The 14,107-nt window shown below is 62.5% G+C and carries 16 protein-coding genes and 1 tRNA gene; 5 read left to right on the plus strand and 12 right to left on the minus strand.

All coding sequences use genetic code 11. The features are described from left to right. Nucleotides 1-45: 45 nt before the first annotated feature. The 4 genes from FQ664_RS21530 to FQ664_RS21545 form a co-directional block, all read right to left on the minus strand. Nucleotides 46-663, minus strand: coding sequence for a helix-turn-helix transcriptional regulator (locus FQ664_RS21530; RefSeq protein WP_144174746.1), 618 nt, complete (start codon nucleotides 661-663; stop codon nucleotides 46-48). After that, a complete protein-coding gene (locus FQ664_RS21535; RefSeq protein ID WP_144174747.1) occupies nucleotides 663-1,307 on the minus strand; it encodes a hypothetical protein in 645 nt (214 codons plus the stop codon). Before FQ664_RS21535 ends, FQ664_RS21530 begins: the two co-directional genes overlap by 1 nt. A 260-nt stretch (nucleotides 1,308-1,567) precedes the next feature. Further along, a complete protein-coding gene (gene mqo / locus FQ664_RS21540; protein WP_144174749.1) occupies nucleotides 1,568-3,205 on the minus strand; it encodes a malate dehydrogenase (quinone) in 1,638 nt (545 codons plus the stop codon). Nucleotides 3,206-3,532: 327 nt separating this feature from the next. Further along, nucleotides 3,533-3,724, minus strand: coding sequence for a YhfL family protein (locus FQ664_RS21545; RefSeq protein WP_003254720.1), 192 nt, complete (start codon nucleotides 3,722-3,724; stop codon nucleotides 3,533-3,535). A 464-nt stretch (nucleotides 3,725-4,188) separates the two neighbouring features. Here FQ664_RS21545 and FQ664_RS21550 point away from each other — a divergent pair, with 464 nt between their 5' ends. Together FQ664_RS21550 and FQ664_RS21555 are read left to right on the plus strand one after the other, a co-directional pair. Further along, the gene (locus FQ664_RS21550; protein ID WP_144174751.1) at nucleotides 4,189-4,452 is read left to right on the plus strand and encodes a hypothetical protein; all 264 of its coding nucleotides are present in this window, start codon (nucleotides 4,189-4,191) and stop codon (nucleotides 4,450-4,452) included. 138 nt (nucleotides 4,453-4,590) lie between these two features. Continuing rightward, on the plus strand, nucleotides 4,591-4,863 hold the full coding sequence (locus tag FQ664_RS21555; protein WP_144174753.1) for a DUF3077 domain-containing protein: 273 nt from the start codon (nucleotides 4,591-4,593) through the stop codon (nucleotides 4,861-4,863). A 53-nt stretch (nucleotides 4,864-4,916) separates the two neighbouring features. Here FQ664_RS21555 and FQ664_RS21560 read toward each other — a convergent pair. The 5 genes from FQ664_RS21560 to dapA all read right to left on the minus strand — a co-directional run bounded on the left by FQ664_RS21560 (nucleotide 4,917) and on the right by dapA (nucleotide 8,621). Then, nucleotides 4,917-5,006 (minus strand) — tRNA-Ser (locus FQ664_RS21560). Between the two features lie 90 nt (nucleotides 5,007-5,096). Further along, nucleotides 5,097-5,807, minus strand: a complete 711-nt coding sequence (purC, locus tag FQ664_RS21565) for a phosphoribosylaminoimidazolesuccinocarboxamide synthase (RefSeq protein ID WP_011535129.1) — start codon at nucleotides 5,805-5,807, stop codon at nucleotides 5,097-5,099. A 30-nt stretch (nucleotides 5,808-5,837) separates the two neighbouring features. Next, on the minus strand, nucleotides 5,838-6,596 hold the full coding sequence (locus FQ664_RS21570; RefSeq protein WP_144174755.1) for an MBL fold metallo-hydrolase: 759 nt from the start codon (nucleotides 6,594-6,596) through the stop codon (nucleotides 5,838-5,840). Next, nucleotides 6,597-7,718, minus strand: coding sequence for an outer membrane protein assembly factor BamC (gene bamC, locus FQ664_RS21575; RefSeq protein WP_004375223.1), 1,122 nt, complete (start codon nucleotides 7,716-7,718; stop codon nucleotides 6,597-6,599). A gap of 15 nt (nucleotides 7,719-7,733) precedes the next feature. Beyond that, nucleotides 7,734-8,621, minus strand: a complete 888-nt coding sequence (gene dapA / locus FQ664_RS21580) for a 4-hydroxy-tetrahydrodipicolinate synthase (protein ID WP_144174757.1) — start codon at nucleotides 8,619-8,621, stop codon at nucleotides 7,734-7,736. Between the two features lie 259 nt (nucleotides 8,622-8,880). On the opposite strand from dapA, the gene FQ664_RS21585 reads away from it, so the two are divergent. Beyond that, a complete protein-coding gene (locus FQ664_RS21585) occupies nucleotides 8,881-9,441 on the plus strand; it encodes a glycine cleavage system transcriptional repressor (RefSeq protein ID WP_013973793.1) in 561 nt (186 codons plus the stop codon). An 11-nt stretch (nucleotides 9,442-9,452) separates the two neighbouring features. Further along, nucleotides 9,453-9,926 (plus strand): peroxiredoxin, encoded by a 474-nt coding sequence (locus FQ664_RS21590; protein WP_144174759.1) that lies wholly within the window; start codon nucleotides 9,453-9,455, stop codon nucleotides 9,924-9,926. Between the two features lie 114 nt (nucleotides 9,927-10,040). Here FQ664_RS21590 and FQ664_RS21595 read toward each other — a convergent pair whose 3' ends face one another. Both FQ664_RS21595 and FQ664_RS21600 read right to left on the minus strand, forming a co-directional pair. Then, nucleotides 10,041-11,111, minus strand: coding sequence for an AI-2E family transporter (locus tag FQ664_RS21595; RefSeq protein WP_144174761.1), 1,071 nt, complete (start codon nucleotides 11,109-11,111; stop codon nucleotides 10,041-10,043). A 19-nt stretch (nucleotides 11,112-11,130) separates the two neighbouring features. Next, nucleotides 11,131-11,370 carry a sulfurtransferase TusA family protein gene (locus tag FQ664_RS21600; RefSeq protein WP_144174763.1) on the minus strand — a complete coding sequence of 80 codons (240 nt, stop codon included), beginning with the start codon at nucleotides 11,368-11,370 and terminating at the stop codon, nucleotides 11,131-11,133. 122 nt (nucleotides 11,371-11,492) lie between these two features. Here FQ664_RS21600 and FQ664_RS21605 point away from each other — a divergent pair, with 122 nt between their 5' ends. Continuing rightward, nucleotides 11,493-12,929: a M48 family metalloprotease gene (locus tag FQ664_RS21605; RefSeq protein ID WP_063913009.1), complete on the plus strand. Its 1,437-nt coding sequence runs from the start codon at nucleotides 11,493-11,495 to the stop codon at nucleotides 12,927-12,929. Between the two features lie 107 nt (nucleotides 12,930-13,036). Here FQ664_RS21605 and nadA read toward each other — a convergent pair whose 3' ends face one another. Beyond that, complete coding sequence (nadA, locus tag FQ664_RS21610) at nucleotides 13,037-14,095, minus strand: quinolinate synthase NadA (protein ID WP_003254747.1); 1,059 nt, start codon at nucleotides 14,093-14,095, stop codon at nucleotides 13,037-13,039. Nucleotides 14,096-14,107: the final 12 nt, after the last annotated feature.

The raw sequence follows: 14,107 nt of genomic DNA on the forward strand, positions 1-14,107 counted from the left end.
TCTGTGGGAGCGGGTTTACCCGCGAAAAGGCCGGAACAGGCAACATCAATCTTCTTTCTTGCCCAGGGCAAACCGGCACACCTGCCCTCCCCTGAGCATGCACTCCTCATGGCTGACCTCGGCCCCGCCCAGGGCCCCGATCAGCGCCAGGTCCAGCTCGCACACCACCGGGTGCGCCTTGGCCAGGTGATGGAACACGCAATTGTGCGCAACAATCTGCGGCTCCCCCCCCGAGCGGAAGAACACCTGCGCCTCGTACCCGGCATTGTTCATGTGCTCGACAATGCGTGCTTCATCCACCACCTCGTGCTCCAGGTCCGCCGCCAGCTTGCGCCCCAGCTGGCGCATCAACGCCAGCAACGCCTCCTGCCCTAGCAAGCCGGCCACTTCCGCAATCAGCAGGTTGGCCAACAACGGGTACTGCCGCGGGAACAGTTCGCGGGCGTGGTCGGTCAGCTCGTGCAGCTGCTCCGGGCGTCGCCCGGTGGGCCGGGTAGCGCCACGCTTGACCAGGCCGTCGCGCTCCAGCGCGGCCAGGTGCTGGCGCACTGCCGTGCGCGTGATGGCCAAGGCCTGCGCCAGGTCATCGATGCTCATGCCGGCCGGCTGGAGCAGCAATGCATGGAGCAGGTCCTGTTGGGTACGGCCCAGGCCTTCGAGCATCAGAATTTGTCCGGGAACTGTTTGACCAACGCCGCAGCCAGGGCGTCGGACAGGCTCAGGATATGCTCGCGCATCATCGCCCAGGTACGCGCCTCGCCCACGTAGTCAGCGGCTGCCAGCTGGTCGACCTGCGCCACGTGGTGGCCGCCATGGGCGCTGAGCAACGTCAGCAGGGTCGGCTCGGGCAGGTTCGGATTGGCCTTGGCCAGGAACGCGGCGATGGCCTTGGCATTGCTGGTCAGCTCGTCGACGGCGGCTTGCTGGCCTTTGTTGTCCTTGGCCACGGTGGCATCGCTGTAGTGCTTGATCGCGCCCCAATGGCCGGCCAGCAGCTTCAGCAACTGATCGGCGGCGGGCTGGCCGTACAGCGGGGCAATGCTGTTGGCGATCCTGGTGGCGTCGGTGACCACTTCCTTGGCGGCGACTTCAGCCTGCCTGGCGTTGCCGGCCTGGTTGGCAACGGCATAGTTGCGCACCCAGAAGATGTGCTCGACCCACAGGTCGCGCAGGGCCATGCGCGTGGTCATTGCCGCAGCTTCGGCGGGTTTGGCGGCGGGGGTTGCGCTGGAATAGGAGTAGCTTTGGCTCCATGCCGGCTGGGCGCACAGGGCGAGCAGCAGTAAGGCGGCAATCTTGATGTTCATGACGGCACCCTCCTGGAGGGGGATCGACTGACAAGATTAATTTAAGCATCAAAATATGTTTTTATTGGCCCCGCGTAGGTTTTCCGATTAGTGGTTTCCTGTTCGAGCCTCTTCGCGGGTAAACCCGCTCCCACAGGGACATGCGCTGCCTCAGGCTTTTTGCTATCCCTGTGGGAGCGGGTTTACCCGCGAAAGGGCCAGAACAGGCAACAAAAAAGCCACGAGGTCTCCCCCGTGGCTTCTTTCACAACAATGGCCAGTTACAGCGCCATGTCATTCTCAGGCTTGCTTTCAACCGGCTGGCTCGGTGCAACCGGGGTGCCGACGCTGTCGTCGATCACCGGTGGTTTCTCCAGTTGCAGCACTTCAGCGGTGTAGTTCCACTCTTTCTGGGTGGCCGCCGCCGAGTCGTTCAGTTTGGTGCCATAGCTCGGCACGATCTGCTTGATCTTGGCCTGCCACTCAGGGCTAGCGACCTTCTCCTTGAACACGGTTTCCAGCACGTTCAGCATGATCGGTGCAGCAGTCGAAGCACCTGGCGATGCACCCAGCAGGCCGGCAATGGTGCGGTCTTCGGAGGCGACCACTTCAGTGCCCAGCTTCAGCACGCCGCCCTTCTCGGCATCACGCTTGATGATCTGCACGCGCTGGCCGGCCTGCCACAGGCGCCAGTCTTCCTTCTTGGCGTTCGGGAAGTAGGTGCGCAGGGCTTCGAAGCGGTCGTCGTCAGACAGCATCAGCTGGCCAGCGAGGTACTCCACCAGCGGGTACTGGTCGATGCCGACCTTGGTCATCGGCCACACGTTGTGGGTAGTGGTGCTGCTCAGCAGGTCGAGGTACGAGCCGTTCTTCAGGAACTTGGTCGAGAAGGTGGCGAATGGGCCAAACAGGATCACGCGCTTGCCGTCCAGCACGCGGGTGTCCAGGTGCGGTACCGACATGGGTGGCGCGCCGGTCGAGGCAATGCCGTAGGCCTTGGCCATGTGCTGCATGGCCACGGTCGGGTTCTCGGTCACCAGGAACGAGCCACCTACCGGGAAGCCTGCGTATTCCTTGGCTTCAGGAATGCCCGACTTCTGCAGCAGCTTCAGCGCGCCGCCGCCGGCACCGATGAACAGGAACTTGGCGTCGGTGGCCGATTCGCTACCGTCCTTCAGGTTCTTGTACTCGACGTGCCACGAGCCGTCCTTGTTGCGGGTGATGTCCTGCACTTCGCTGGACAGCTTCAGGTCGAAGTTTTCCTGGGTTTTCAGGTGGCCGACGAACTGGCGGGTGATTTCGCCGAAGTTGACGTCGGTGCCGATCGGCGTCCAGGTCACGGCCAGCTTCTGGTTCGGGTCACGGCCTTCCATCATCAGCGGGACCCACTTGGCGATCTGCGCGTGGTCCTCGGAGTACTGCATCGGGCGGAACAGCGGGCTGGCCTGCAGCGCGTCGTAACGCTTCTTCAGGAACTTGATGTTGTCATCGCCCCAGACGAAGCTCATGTGCGGCGTGGTGTTGATGAACGAGTGCGGGTTCTTCAGCACGCCCTGGCGCACCTGCCACGCCCAGAACTGGCGAGAGATCTGGAAGGCTTCGTTGATCTCGATCGCCTTGGTGATGTTGACGTTGCCGTCTTTGTCTTGCGGGGTGTAGTTCAGTTCGGCCAACGCAGAGTGGCCGGTACCGGCGTTGTTCCAGCCGTTGGAGCTTTCTTCGGCCACGCCGTCCAGGCGCTCGACCATTTCCATCGACCAGCTTGGCTCCAGCTCATGCAGCCACACGGCCAGGGTCGAGCTCATGATGCCGCCGCCGACCAGCAGCACATCTACTTTCTTGGTTTCTGCGGCGTGCGCTTGCATGACGCTTGCAGCGACAGCCAGACCCAGCAAGGTCTTGCCAGCTTTCTTGAACATTGATCGATTCCAGTCAGGAGAACAGGGGTGGGCCTGTGGCTGGCCCAGGTAAAGCGTGTTCTGCAGCGCAGGCTTGTTGTTGATCGTTATTCAGCAGCCAGAGAACCAGAAAACGACTCGGCCTTTTGTCGAATTGACCGACAAGGCTGAATCGTTTTTCCGATTGTAGCTTAAATGCCAGCACAAACAAATTACCGCCCGGAGCGTCAAGGCGACGGGTTGCCCCAGTGGCAGATTGTCACGCCGAAAAACAAAAACCCCCGATCACGTACATGACCGGGGGCCTTGGATCACGCCGCAAGCGTCGCGATCAGGGTACCGCCAAGATTACTGCTGCTGAGGCAGTTTATCGATCGGGCCGCAGCCACCGATGATCTTGGAGATGGAAACCGAAGGGTGGAACAGGTAGTCGTAGGTGCAGTTTTTCGGCTGGTTGTAAACCTGGCCAGTGCAACCCGACAGCAGGGCAACACCCGAAACGACAGCAACGGCTACGGTAGCCTTGAACAGCTTTTTCATACTAAATCCTTTATATGAATCATCTTCGGCCATCGTCTGATGGCGGCGGGATGATACCGAACCTGGGCATTGGATCCAAGCAGCAACGTGCATTGGCTAGTTGCAGGGATGCAGTTGCAGGAGCGGCCTTGTGTTGCGATGGGCCGCAAAGCGGCCCCGGTCCTACAACTGAAACTCAGATTAATCCCCTTCCATGTAGGCAATTTCCCAAACATACTGCCAAACCGCTCAAACTGTTGCGACGGATTGGGTCGCGCTCTAGTCTCGGCTTGTCGTTGCAAATCAACGACCGGCTTTGACAGGCCGACAACTTCTCCGTGCACGTACACCCGTTATGGCGGCAGTACGTGGGGCACCTCGTGTGCGCCGAGTCTCCGGAGTCCTCGGTCTGTCAACCCGCGTACCGCTGCCACCCTCTTGTTTGACAGCAAGTCGTAGCAGCTCGACTGACTCTGGAGCTAACTATGCGCAAGATGGTCCCCGATCCACCCCACTCCCTCGACTCCACCCAGGCGCTGCAAGACACCCTGGTCCAGTCCTCAGAGTACGTACTCTGCGCCCTGTTCGTGGCCCGCCAATCCGTGCAACTCAAACCCACAGCCCCAAGTTCGATCGTGATGCAGGCCGTGATCCATGAAATGGAGGCGGTACAGGGCCTGGTCGAGTCGGCATTGATGCAATTGCAGATGCAGGCACACCTACCGGTTGAGCCGCGCACCTTGCACTAAGCAGGTCTGGCCTCTTCGCGGGGAAACCCGCTCCCACAGGGGTAATCATTGCCCTCAAGTCCTGCGCCGTACCTGTGGGAGCGGGTTTACCCGCGAAGAGGCCGGTACAGGCACCCGAAATCCCAGGGAGATTCACCAATGCATACCGACGACACAAAACAACCCACCACAGTCGGCAAGACCTGCTTCTACCAAGGCGAAAACAACAGCCACCCGCTGTTCCGCATCGAACCCGGCATCCCCTGCCAGGACGCCCGTGAACAGGCATCCGAACTGATGGGCTACGTCCGCGACCTGATCATCACCGGCCTGATGGAAGGCGACCAGAAACTGATCTGGGCCTCGCATTACCTGAGCGCGATGGCCAAGGCGCTGCTGGATGATGCAGAACTGGGGATGATGAAAAAATAAGGCACAACGAAAAAGCCCCTGAAAACTTTCGTTTCCAGGGGCTTCATCTTGTATGGCGGAGAGATAGGGATTTGAACCCTAGGTACTGTTGCCAGTACAACGGATTTCGAATCCGTCCCGTTCGACCACTCCGGCATCTCTCCAATGCCGCGCATCATACCAGCGTTATTTTGAAACGCAAATCTTTTTTCAAAAAAACCGCGTGGTATCAGGCGCTTGCGTGAACGTGCCGCTTACAGCGGCACGCCCAGGCGCTTGGCAACTTCTTCGTAGGCTTCGATCACGTCGCCCAGGCCCTGGCGGAAGCGGTCCTTGTCCATCTTCTTGCGGGTCTCTTTGTCCCACAGGCGGCAGCCGTCCGGGCTGAACTCGTCGCCCAGCACGATCTGGCCGTGGAATACGCCGAACTCCAGCTTGAAGTCGACCAGCAGCAGGCCGGCGTCATCGAACAGCTTGCTCAGCACTTCGTTGACTTTCAGCGACAGCTTTTTCATTTCGACCAGTTGCTCGGCGGTGCCCCAGCCGAACGCGACAACGTGCGATTCGTTGATGAAGGGGTCGCCCTTCTCGTCGTTCTTCAGGAACAGCTCGAAGGTGGACGGCTCCAGCTTGATGCCCTCCTCCACGCCCAGGCGCTTGACCAGGCTGCCGGCCGCGTAGTTGCGCACCACGCACTCGACCGGGATCATGTCCAGCTTCTTCACCAGGCACTCGTTGTCGCCCAGCAGCTTGTCGAACTGGGTCGGCACGCCGGCTTCTTCCAGTTTCTGCATGATAAAGGCGTTGAACTTGTTGTTCACCATGCCTTTGCGGTCGAGCTGTTCGATGCGCTTGCCGTCGAACGCCGAAGTGTCGTTACGGAACAGCAGGATCAAGCGGTCGGCGTCGTCGGTCTTGTAAACCGATTTGGCCTTGCCGCGGTAGAGTTCGTCGCGTTTTTCCATGATTGGGCTCCGCTTGCTTGAGGTGTTGGGCTAGGCGATTTCACGCCAGTCGAGCCCGTGTTCCTGATTCGCCACCTGGAGCCAGTCCGGGTCGCACCCGAGGGTGTCGACGAAGCACTGGCGAGCCAAGTGTGGCAGGTTGTTCTTGCTGCTGAGGTGGGCCAGCACCAGGTGTTGCAGGTTGTTCCAGCCCAACTCGTGCACCAGGCGCGCGGCCTGGTGATTGTTCAAATGCCCTTGCATGCCACCCACCCGCAGCTTCAAAAAGGCCGGGTAGTGACCACGTGCCAGCAGGTCGCGGCAGTGGTTGGCCTCGATCAGCAGTGCATCCAGGCCCTGGTAACGCTCCAGCAGCAGCGCATCGTACGAGCCCAGGTCGGTCAGCATGCCGAAACGCCGCTGGCCGTCGCTGACCACGTACTGCAGCGGCTCGTAGGCGTCGTGCTCGACCCGCGCCGCGGTCACTTCCAGGGCACCGATACGCAGGCTGTCGCCACAAGCGAGAAAACCGGCCACCTCCACCGGCTTGCGCATGCCGCGCAAGGTCCCTTGGCTGAGGTAGACCGGTACATTGTAGCGCCGTGACAGCAAGCCGACCCCATGCACGTGGTCGGCATGTTCATGGGTCACCAGTACCGCACTGAGCTGGGCCGCCGACACGCCGAGCAGCGCCAGGCGCCGCTCGGTCTCGCGCAGGGAGAACCCGCAATCGACCAGGATGAACGTGTCACCACTGGCGATCAGCGTGCCGTTTCCCTGGCTGCCGCTTCCGAGTACCGCGAAGCGCACTTAACCCAGGTGGTCCTGAATGGCGCTCAGCACGCGGCGGGCGACATCGGCCGGAGCCACGGTGTTGATGTTCTTCTCGACCGTGACCTGCACGCTCTCGCCTACCTTGCTCAGGCGAACCTGGTAACGCTCGGCACGGGCTTCACGCTCTTCCTTGGTCGGCTCGCTGCCGAACATGCGGCCGAAGAAGCCAGGCTGGTTCTGCTTGTCTTCAGGCTTTTCCGACAGGTTGATGTAGTACAGGCCCAGGCTGCGGTTGATGTCCTCGACACGCCACTCGCCACCCTGCTCCAGGGCACGGCCCACGCTGGACCAGGCGCGGTCCAGGTCGGCGCCCAGGTACAGCACCGGGTTGCCACTGCCGTCTTCGCTCAGGCTGACGCGGCTTGGCGCGTCGAAATCGCGCGCGGCCAGCAGCGACACCGAACCGCCCTTCTCGGCGCTGCGGTTCATGCTGGCAAGCATTTCGTCGACCAGCAGGGCATCGGCACCGGTGTTGCTGGAGGTGGACGGGAAATCGGGCTCGGCGGTGCTGCCGGCCGGGCGCTCGACGCTGACCACATACACTTCGGAGGTGTTGCGCTGCACGCCAGGCTCCATGCGCACACGCACACGCACTTCGCTGTCAGCGCTGCTGGCAGTGCTGGCCAGGCGCTGGCCGAGCGATGCCGACAGTTCGTCGAAACGCTGCCAGGTCGTGTTGAATTCGCCGGTTTGCGGGCGCTCTTCGGCGATGCGGAAGCCGTTGTCCTCGAAGAACTGGCGGGCTACCGGCCAAACTTCGGCCGGCGAATGCTGGGCCAGCACCCAACGGCTGCTGCCACTGCGCTGCAAGCTGTAGTCGGTAACCTGGGCGGCGCCACCGGTCATCGGTTGCGGGCGCGGCACCTCGAACTCGCCGGTGGCGCTGTCGTCGGCGACGTTACGCGGGATCGGCAGCAGCGGGTCAAGGCGCTTGACGTTGCTGGCGTCCGGCGGCAGCTGCATCGGCGCAGTCGGGCGCGCCTGCAGGTAATCGCTGCCGCGGTCGCGGAAATAGCCATCCTCGCCCCACAGCCAGCCACACCCACTGGTGCTGGAGATGATCAGGGCAAGGGCGGAAAGACCAGCCAGTCGCTTCATGCGGTGTACTTCCTCTTAAACCAGTACGCCGGACTGGCGCAAGGCAGTACGGACTTTTTCGTGGCAGCCTTCGCTCAGCCAGGTCAGCGGCAGGCGAATGCCCTTTTGCATCAAGCCCATTTCGACGAGTGCCCATTTCACCGGGATCGGGTTGGACTCGCAGAACAGGTCTTTGTGCAGCGGCATGAGTTTTTCGTTGATTGCGCGGGCCTTCTCGGCATTGCCCGCAAGGGCGGCCTCGCACAGATCGGCCATTTCGCGCGGGGCGACGTTGGCGGTGACGGAGATGTTGCCCTTGCCGCCCATCAGGATCAGCTCGACGGCGGTCGGGTCGTCGCCGGACAGGACGATGAAGTCGCTGTCGACGCCATCGAGGATCGCCTTGGCACGTACCAGGTCGCCGGTGGCTTCCTTGATACCGATGATGTTCTTGATTTTCGACAGGCGGATCACGGTCTCGGCCTGCATGTCGCAGGAGGTGCGGCCGGGTACGTTGTAGAGGATCTGCGGGATGTCGACGGCTTCGGCGATGTGCTTGAAGTGCTGGTACAGGCCTTCTTGCGTCGGCTTGTTGTAGTACGGCACCACCAGCAGGCAGGCGTCGGCGCCGGCATTCTTGGCGTTCTGGGTCAGGTGCACGGCTTCGGCAGTGGAGTTGGCACCGGTGCCGGCGATGACCGGGACCGGTTTGTTGCTGCGCTTGACGCGCTCGACCACATGCTTGATGACCAGGATGTGTTCTTCGACATCCAGCGTGGCGGACTCACCGGTTGTGCCGACAGCGACAATCGCGTGGGTGCCGTTTTCCAGGTGGAAGTCTACAAGTTTGTCGAGGCTGCCCCAGTCCACACGCCCTTGTGCATCCATGGGTGTGACCAATGCCACCATACTGCCCGCAATCATGTAACTGCTCCTGCCGGAAAAAGAGAGCGGTAATGGTACTGGGGGCATCGGCCTTGCACAAGCGAAGCAGGCAGGCGGAGCATTCCCCTCGGCGCCTTATTTCGCTACCCTTGATGCTTTGATCGGTGCAGCGCGGCCCGCCGGGCCGTCGACCTTGCTCCCCGCCAGCGTCCACGACCTCGCATGCGAGCCCCGGGCCCTGCCGACAGGAGGCTTTCGCCCGTCCTGTGCCGACCGCTCATCGCTTTAGGAATGCTGCATGTCCACCCCCACCGTCCGCGAACAATTCCTTGTCATCAGTGCCCTGGGCCCCAACCCCATGGAGCTGGCCAACGTCCTCAGCCGCGCTGCCTTCGAAAACCGCTGCGCGGTGGTCACCTCGCGCCTGAGCCGCCACGGCGAGACCAGCGCCCTGGTACTGCAGGTGGGCGGCAGCTGGGACGCCCTGGCGCGTCTCGAAGCCATGCTGCCGGGCCTGGGCAAGAAGCACGGTCTGACCCTGGACGTGGTGCGCAGCGCCGACCAGGAAGTGCGCCCGCAGGCCCTGCCCTACGTGGCCTACGTCAGCGCCGCCTACCGCCCGGACATCATCAACGAGCTGTGCCAGTTCTTCCTCGACCACCGCGTCGAGCTGGAAGCCATGACCTGCGACACCTACCTGGCGCCGCAGACCGGCAGCAGCATGCTCAACGCCCAGTTCACCGTGATTCTGCCGGCCGGCACCCAGATCAGCTGGCTGCGTGACCAGTTCCTGGACTTTGCCGATGCCCTGAACCTCGATGCGCTGATCGAGCCATGGCGGCCACAGAACCCAATGTAAGGAAACCGACCATGGCTGTAGCACTCGACCAACCCGTTGCCGACTTCCAGGCCCAGGCCACCAGCGGGCAAACCGTCAGCCTGGCCGGGCTCAAGGGCCGGCAAGTGGTGGTGTACTTCTACCCGAAGGACAGCACTCCGGGCTGCACTACCGAAGGCCAGGGCTTCCGCGACCAGCATGATGCCTTTGCCGCGGCCAACACCGTGGTGTTCGGCGTGTCGCGCGATGGCATCAAGTCGCATGAGAACTTCAAGGCCAAGCAAGGCTTCCCGTTCGAGCTGATCAGCGACAAGGACGAAGCCCTGTGCCAGCTGTTCGACGTGATCAAGCTGAAGAAGCTGTATGGCAAGGAATACCTGGGCGTTGACCGCAGCACCTTCCTGATCGACAAGGACGGTGTGCTGCGCCAGGAATGGCGCGGGGTGAAGGTGCCGGGGCATGTGGATGCCGTGCTGGCTGCTGCTCAGGGCCTGAACAAGGCTTGAGAGCGGTTTGGGCTTCTTCGCGGGTAAACCCGCTCCCACAGGCTCGGCACTGCCCTTGAGGGCTGTGGTGTACCTGTGGGAGCGGGTTTACCCGCGAAGAAGGCAACACAACTCCTAAAGCATCGGCGAGACGCTAGGCTCCTGTCTGGGCCAGGCATCCAGCACTGCCTTGATCAAGGTCGCCAGCGGGATTGCGAAGAAAATCCCCCAGAACCCCCACAACCCGCCAAACAGCAACACCGCGCAAATGATCGCCACCGGGTGCAGGCTGACCGCCTCGGAGAACAGCAGCGGCACCAGCACGTTACCGTCCAGCGCCTGGATGATCGCGTACACCGTCATCAGGTAGATGAACTGGTCACCCCAGCCCCACTGGAACAGTGCGATCAGCGTCACCGGCACGGTCACCACCACCGCACCCACGTAAGGCACCACTACCGACAGCCCCACCAACAGCGCCAGCAACGCGGCGTAGTTGAGCCCCAGGCTGATGAAGGCTATGTAGGTGGCAATGCCGCAGATCAGGATCTCGATGCCCTTGCCGCGGATGTAGTTGGCGATCTGCCGGTTCATCTCGTTGCCCACCCGGTTCAGCAGGCTGCGCTGGCGTGGCAAGTAGCCGCTGACCCAACGGCCGATCAGTTCGCGGTCCTTGAGAAAGAAAAACACCAGGATCGGCACCAGCACCAGGTAAATCATGGCGTTGACCAGCAGTGGCAGGCTCGATAGCGAGAAGGTCAGTGCCCACTGGCCGAACTTGCCGATTTCCCCGCGCACCGACTCGATGGCATGCAGCACCTGCTCGTCCGACACCAGGTGCGGGTAACGCTCGGGCAACAGCAACAGCAGCGACTGCCACTTGCCGAGCATGCCCGGCAGTTCGTTGAACAGAGTGATCAACTGGTGCCACAGCAGCGGCACCAGCACCAGCATGAACACCGCCAGCGCCCCCATGAACAGGGCGAACACCAGCATCACCGCCAAGCGGGTCGGTACCCGCACGCGCTCCAGGGCATTGACCAGCCCCTGCATCAGAAACGCCAGCACCATGCCCGCCAGCACCGGCGCCAGCATGCCACCCAGGGTGAGTACCGCAGTAAAAGCCAGGAACAACAGGACCGCCAGCACCACCGCTTCCTCATCGGAGAAGTAACGCTGCATCCAGTCGCGAAGCACTTTGAACATTGATGATCCTTGGAAAGACTCAGGCCTTGCGCAGCCAGTAGGTGTAGGTACCGGCCTCGACCGTTTCCCGCAGCAGGGTATGACCTGCCAGCTGGGCGAAAGTGCGGAAGTCGCGCTGCGAGCCGGCGTCCGTGGCGATCACCTTGAGCACCGCGCCGCTGGCCAGACGGTTGAGCTCCATCTTTGCCTTGAGCAGCGGCAAAGGGCAATTCAGCCCGCTGGCGTCCAGCTCGGCGTCACAGGTCAGGGTGTCACTCATTGCAGGGCTCTCCAAAGGCATTGCCGGGCTGTATCTTGAATGGGCCGGTTAGGATAGCGCCACTGGTCGCCAACGTGTGAGCCCGCTACAGTAGGTATCTTTGACCGACGCGAGCTTCATGCATGAATCTACTGCGCCCTACCCTGCTGACGCTGGCCTGCCTGTTGGCCCTACCTGGCCATGCTGACGACCTGCCATCACTGGGCGACGCCAGTTCCGCGATCGTCTCGCCACAACAGGAACACCAGCTTGGCCGCGCCTGGCTGAGCCTGTTGCGTGGCCAGGTCAACCAGCTCAACGATCCGCAGCTCAAGGACTATGTTGAAACCAGCGTGTACCGATTGGCCGAAACCAGCCAGTTGCAGGACCGGCGCCTGGAATTCATCCTCATCGACAGCCGCGAACTGAACGCCTTCGCGGCCCCGGGCGGCATCGTCGGGGTCAACGGCGGGCTGTTCCTCAACGCCCAGACCGAAGGCGAGTACGCCTCGGTACTGGCCCACGAACTGGCGCACTTGTCGCAGCGCCACTTCGCCCGCGGCGTCGAGGCCCAGCAGCGCATGCAGCTGCCGATGATGGCGGCGCTGCTGGCCGGTATCGTGTTGGCAGCCGGTGGTGGCGGCGATGCCGGTATCGGCGTGATCGCCGGCACCCAGGCGGCGGCAATCCAGGAACAGCGGCGCTTCTCGCGGCAGAACGAACAGGAAGCCGACCGTATCGGCATCCAGAACCTGGAAAAGGCCGGCTACGACCCGCGCAACATGCCGACCATGTTCGAGCGCCTGGCCCGGCAGTACCGCTACGACGCCAAGCCGCCGGAATTTCTGCTGACCCACCCGGTAACCGAGTCGCGTATCGCCGACACCCGCAACCGTGCCGAGCAGGCCCCCAAGGGCGGCGTCGAGGACAGCATGCGCTACCAGCTGATTCGTGCTCGTGTGGCACTGACCTACGAAGGCACCCCGGGGCTGGCGGCCAAACGCTTCCGCGCCCAGCTGGACGAAGACCCCAAGCTGGATGCCGCGCGTTACGGCCTGGCCCTGGCGCAGATCAAGGGCGGCCAGCTGAACGAGGCGCGTGAACTGCTCAAGCCGCTGCTGGCCAAGGCGCCCAACGACATTACCTACAACCTGGCGCAGATCGACCTGGATATCACCAACAACCGCCTGGCCGACGCGCAGCAGCGTGCCGAACGCATGCAGGGCCTGTACCCGGGCAACTACCCGCTGAAACAGGTACGTGCCGATCTGCTGGTGAAGCAGAACAAGCCCGCCGAGGCGGAAAAGGTGTTGAACGAGCTGGTGAAGAGCCGGCCGGATGACCCGGACGTGTGGTACGACATGGCCGAAGTGCGGGGCCTTTCGGGCAATACCATTGGTTTGCACCGGGCGCGGGCCGAGTACTTCACTCTGGTGGGCGATTTTGACCAGGCCATCCAGCAGCTGGATTACGCCAAGCGCCGGGCGGGCGGCAACTTCCCGCTGGCAGCACAGATTGACCAGCGCCAGCGCGAGGTGATGGAGCAGCAGCGCATGGTTCAGGAAATGATGGGGCGTTGAGGGCCCTTTCGCGGGTAAACCCGCTCCCACAGGGACCGCACCGCCCGTGAGCGCTGCGCTGTACCTGTGGGCGGGTTTACCCGCGAAGAAAGCGACGCGGTATAACGTCAGGCGTTACCGGACAACTTCAGGCGCGCCGCTTGGGTAAAGTCCAGCATCCGGTTCAACGGCTTGATCGCCTTCGGCACCAGCGCCGGGTCGACAAAAATCTCGTTCGTGCCATTACGCAGGCAATCCAGCACCCGCTCCAGGGTGTTCATCGCCATCCACGGACAGTGCGCGCAGCTGCGGCATGCCGCGCCGTTACCGGCGGTGGGGGCTTCGACGAACTCCTTGTCCGGGCACAGCTGCTGCATCTTGTAGAAGATGCCGCGGTCGGTGGCGACGATGAAGGTCTTGTTCGGCAGGGTCTGGGCGGCCTTGATCAGCTGGCTGGTGGAGCCCACCGCGTCGGCCAGTTCGATCACCGCCTCCGGCGACTCGGGATGCACCAGAATCGCTGCATCCGGGTACAGCGCCTTCATGTCGGCCAACTGGCGCGACTTGAACTCTTCGTGAACGATGCAGGCACCGTCCCACAGCAGCATGTCGGCACCGGTCTGCTTCTGGATGTAACGCCCCAGGTGCTGGTCCGGGCCCCAGATGATGGTCTCGCCGTTGTCCATCAGGCTTTCGACGATTTCCAGTGCGCAGCTCGAGGTCACCACCCAGTCGGCACGGGCCTTCACGGCAGCGGAAGTGTTGGCGTAGACCACCACGGTACGCTCGGGGTGCTGGTCGCAGAAGGCCGAGAACTCTTCCACCGGGCAGCCCAGGTCGAGCGAGCAGGTGGCCTCCAGGGTCGGCATCAGCACGCGTTTTTCCGGGGTGAGGATTTTCGCTGTTTCGCCCATGAAGCGCACACCGGCAACGATCACGGTTTCGGCCGGGTGGTTCTTGCCGAAACGGGCCATTTCCAGCGAGTCGGAGACGCAGCCGCCGGTTTCTTCGGCCAACGCCTGGATGACCGGGTCGCAGTAATAGTGGGCGACCAGCACGGCGTTCTGGGCCTTGAGCTCGGCAGCGATGGCCGCACGGTATTCGGCCTCCTGCTCGGCTGTCAGCGGGTTGGGCTGCTTGGCGTCGAGGTGGGCCTGAACCAACAGGCGTTCGGAAATCTGGGTCATGATCGCTGGACC

This window comes from Pseudomonas persica, assembly GCF_900291015.1.
In the GTDB taxonomy this organism is placed as follows: Bacteria; Pseudomonadota; Gammaproteobacteria; order Pseudomonadales; family Pseudomonadaceae; genus Aquipseudomonas.